Source organism: Phycicoccus elongatus Lp2 (genome assembly GCF_000367525.1).
Lineage (GTDB): Bacteria > Actinomycetota > Actinomycetes > Actinomycetales > Dermatophilaceae > Phycicoccus_A > Phycicoccus_A elongatus.
Genome location: NZ_HF570956.1, coordinates 463161 through 466818 on the forward strand (window position 1 = coordinate 463161; position 3658 = coordinate 466818).

At 72.0% G+C, this 3658-nt stretch carries 4 protein-coding genes and 1 pseudogene; 4 read left to right on the forward strand and 1 reads right to left on the reverse strand.

Annotated elements, in window-relative coordinates; genetic code table 11:
- Positions 1-461 (reverse strand): helix-turn-helix domain-containing protein (locus BN10_RS17120; protein ID WP_198013987.1); only part of this gene is annotated, 461 nt, incomplete at its 3' end.
- A gap of 72 nt (positions 462-533) precedes the next feature.
- Between BN10_RS17120 and BN10_RS17125 the strand changes: the two genes are divergently transcribed.
- The 4 genes and pseudogenes from BN10_RS17125 to BN10_RS02210 all read left to right on the forward strand — a co-directional run.
- Entirely contained in the window at positions 534-824 is a 291-nt protein-coding gene (locus BN10_RS17125) for a DUF2249 domain-containing protein (protein ID WP_040750761.1), read from the forward strand.
- Between the two features lie 6 nt (positions 825-830).
- A complete protein-coding gene (locus tag BN10_RS02200) occupies positions 831-1280 on the forward strand; it encodes a hemerythrin domain-containing protein (protein ID WP_010849518.1) in 450 nt (149 codons plus the stop codon).
- Between the two features lie 3 nt (positions 1281-1283).
- Positions 1284-2378: a hypothetical protein gene (locus BN10_RS02205; protein WP_010849519.1), complete on the forward strand. Its 1095-nt coding sequence runs from the start codon at positions 1284-1286 to the stop codon at positions 2376-2378.
- Positions 2375-3658: pseudogene (locus BN10_RS02210) on the forward strand (multicopper oxidase domain-containing protein); the annotation flags it as partial. The gene BN10_RS02205 and the pseudogene BN10_RS02210, both read left to right, overlap by 4 nt.

A 3658-nucleotide genomic window follows, 5' to 3' on the forward strand; every position in this document is an offset into this window, starting at 1 on the left:
GGCCGCCGGGAGCGGGGACGGCGCCTCATGAGCTCCAGCCCCCACAGGGCGCCGACCTCGCGGGCCTGCCCGGCGGCATCCCGGCGGCGGGCCACATGGGTCGCGAAGGCCTCGGCGAGCATCCGGTAGTCGCCCCCGACGCCGGCCCGGGCGCCCTCGACCGCGAGCATCGAGCGGGCGGCGACGGTCGCGGCATACCGATGCGCGGGACGTCCCCGACCCGATGGCGACTCCGTGGCGACCTCGACCAGTCCGATCCCCTGCAGCGCTGTGAGGGCGGCACGCACGCTGTTCGGGTGGACCCCGAGGCGCTCGGCGAGGGTGTCGACAGTGGAGTGGGAGTCCTGCGGGGCGCGGACCAGGGTCAGCAGGACCTCTCGCCGAACCCCGACCAGGGTCGGCGGCGCGTCCGGGGTCGCGACCGGGCCGAGGGGTCGCTCGTCGACCACGTTCTTTCTCACACCACAGAGTGTAATAAAATGCTGTCGTCGCGACACTCCGCGACACGTCCACCGCCCCACGAGAGGCCCACCATGGAGCAGATTCCCCTGACCGAGAAGTCGAGCGCCTCGTGCGGCTGCGGCTGCGCCCACGAGGACGGCGCCCCCGAGCTCGACGTCCGTGCCATCCCCCACGCGATCCGGCACGCGACCGTCTTCGGCGCGCTGGGTGCGATCAAGCCGGGCCAGTCGATGGTCCTCGTCGCCCCGCACGACCCCAAGCCGCTGCTCGCCCAGATCGCCGACCGCGAGCAGGGCACGATCAGCGTGACCTACCTCGACGAGGGTCCCGAGGCCTGGCGCCTCAAGCTGACCCGCGCCTGATCACCGATGTGCTCCTACTGCGGCTGCGAGAACATCGAGGTCGTCGGCCGCTTCATGCGTGAGCACACCGAGATCATCAACGCGTCAGGTGTGCTGCGGGCAGCCTGTGACGCGGGCTCGCAGGACGCCATCGCCGCCGCCGCCGCTGAGGTCGCCCGTCTCTTCGCGCCGCACTCGGCGGCCGAGGAGGCCGGCATCTTCACGGTGATGGCCGAAGACCCGGAGTTCACCGACTACGTCACCCGGCTCTGCTCCGAACACCAGCAACTCGACGCCCACCTGGCCACCATCGTGGCGGCGGCCGACGACGCGAACCGGCACGCGGCATACGAGGAGTTCGAGCACCTCCTGCGCGGGCACATCGACCGCGAGGACAACTCCCTCTTCCCGGCCGCCGCAGTCGCCTTCGCCGGCCCCGAGTGGGAACGCGTCGCGGCCCTCACGCCGGACGCCTGAGTCGTGCACCGCAGGACCTGGCTACTGCTCCCGGCGGGCGTCTCGCTCCTCGCCGGGCTCGACGCCGCCCTGCTCCTGCTCGAGGTCCCGGCACCGGTCGACGCCGCCCACCTGCCGACAGCGCACGGCATCCTCATGGTGCTCGGCTTCCTCGGGACCCTGATCTCCCTGGAGCGCGCGGTCGCCCTCCGCTCCCCATGGGCGTATGCCGCGCCCGCCCTCCTCGGCGCCGGCGGGGTCATGCTGGCCGCCGGGCCACGACTGCTCGGCCAGGCGCTGCTCATCGACGGCCTCGTGGCCTTCCTCGCCATCGCCGTCCTCCTCGGAGGTCGTCAGGGTGACGGCGCGACCGCCGTCGAAGTGCTGGCCGTCAGCCATGCGCTCGCGGCCGCGATTCTCTGGACGCGGTTGGAGGTGTCGGCGCTGCTGCCGCTGCTCGTCGGCTTCGTTGTCTGGACGATCGCCGCCGAGCGTGTCGAACTCGCCCGACTCACCCTGGGCCGGGGCGCCGATCATCGCCTGCTCGTCCTCGCCGCGGTGTATGCCGCGGGCTCGGCCACCGCTCTGCTCTCCCCAGCGATCGGCTCACGGCTGGCGGCCCTGACCCTCGTGGCGTTGTGCGCCTGGCTGCCCCGTCATGACGTGGCGCGACACACGATTCGGTCGCGTGGGCTGCCCCGCTTCTCGGCGGCGGCGATGCTCGCGGCCTGGGGCTGGCTCGCGGTGGCGGCCCTGACCTGGCTCGCCATCGGGCCGCCCACCGGTCGGGCAAGCTATGACATCGTCGTCCACGGGGTCTTCCTCGGTTTCGCGATGTCGATGGTCCTCGCCCATGCGCCCGTGATCCTTCCGGCGGTCATCCGCCGCCCCTTGCCCTATCGCGCCTTCCTGTGGCTGCCGCTCGTCGTTCTCCACGTCGCCCTCGCCGCGCGGGTCGCCGGTGACGTCAGCGGCATCGATCGGCTCTGGCAGGCGGGTGGGGTCGGCACCGTCACGGCCCTGCTGCTCCTGCCGGTGACGGCAATCACCTCGGTCCTGCTGGGCCCCAACACTTCTCGCCGAGAACCGGCACCCGTCCCGCAGAAGGTCCACACATGACCGTCGATTCACCTCCTCGCCCACCCCGCCCCGACACCCGTCCGGCCACCCGCGGCACCTGGGCACTTCGAGACCGCCCGGCCGTCGTCTGGCTCGCGCTGGCCGTCCTGCTGACCCTCGTCCACCCCTTTGTCCCGGGGTCCCGGTGGCTGATGGTCCACCTCGTGCTGCTCGGTGCCCTCACCCACTCAGCCCTCGTCTGGTCGACCCACTTCGCCCAGGCCCTCCTCAAGACGCCGAGCACTCTGGATGACCGGAGGATGCAGTCGATTCGGTTGTCGCTCAACATCATCGGCGTCCTCCTCGTGCTGATCGGGGTGCCGACGAGCACCTGGCCGGTCACCCTGGTCGGTGCTGTCCTCGTCTCCGGTGCCGTTCTCTGGCACGGCGTGATGCTTCACCGTCGGCTTCGCCACAGCCTGCCGGGCCGCTTCCGCATCACGGTGCGCTACTACCTGGCTGCGGCCGCGCTGCTCCCCGTCGGGGCGGGCTTCGGGGCATTCCTCGCGCGCGGGCTGGACGACGACCTCCACGGACGAATCCTGTTGGCGCACACCATGACCATGCTCCTGGGCTGGATCGGGCTGACCGTGACCGGCACCCTGATCACCCTGTGGCCGACCATGCTCCGCACACGCATGGACGTGCGGGCCGAAGCCCTCGCGCGTCAGGCCCTGCCGGTGCTGCTCGCGGGGATCACGATCGTCGTCGCGGGGGCATCGCTCGGCATTCGTCCGGTCGCCGCCGCCGGCGTCCTGGCGTATGCCGCGGGGCTGGGTTGGTGGGGCCGCGCCCTCTGGCGCCCGGCACGGCAGGCGCCACCACGGCATACCTCCACCTGGTCGGTGACGGCGGCGCTGGTGTGGGGCTTGGCGGCCCTGGCGGCGGTGGTCGGCACCGTCCTCGCGGCGGGGTCCTGGACCGAGGTCGGAGAGTCCTACGGGCGGGTGACGACGATCGCGGTGATCGGCTTTGCCGCGCAACTCCTGACCGGGGCGCTCTCGCATCTCGTGCCGGCCGTGCTCGGAGGTGGCCCGTCTGTCGTGCGGGCGGCCACCGCATGGTTCGACCGATGGGGGCTCTGGCGACTGGTTGTCGTCAACGGCGGCCTCCTCATCTGCCTGGCGCCGGTGCCGGGCGTCGTGCGCGTCATCGTCTCCTCGCTGGTGCTCGCGGCCTTGGCGATGTTCATCCCGCTGATGTTCCGGGCGATCCGTGCGGCGGTGCGTGCCCGACGTGAACTCGAAGCGTCGGTCGAGGCGGCCACCGCGGCCGCCACC

Coding starts and splice junctions, on each gene's coding strand:
- BN10_RS17125 (WP_040750761.1), top strand. CDS start 534: ATGGAGCAGATTCCCCTGACCGAGAAGTCGAGCGCCTCGTGCGGCTGC.
- BN10_RS02200 (WP_010849518.1), top strand. CDS start 831: ATGTGCTCCTACTGCGGCTGCGAGAACATCGAGGTCGTCGGCCGCTTC.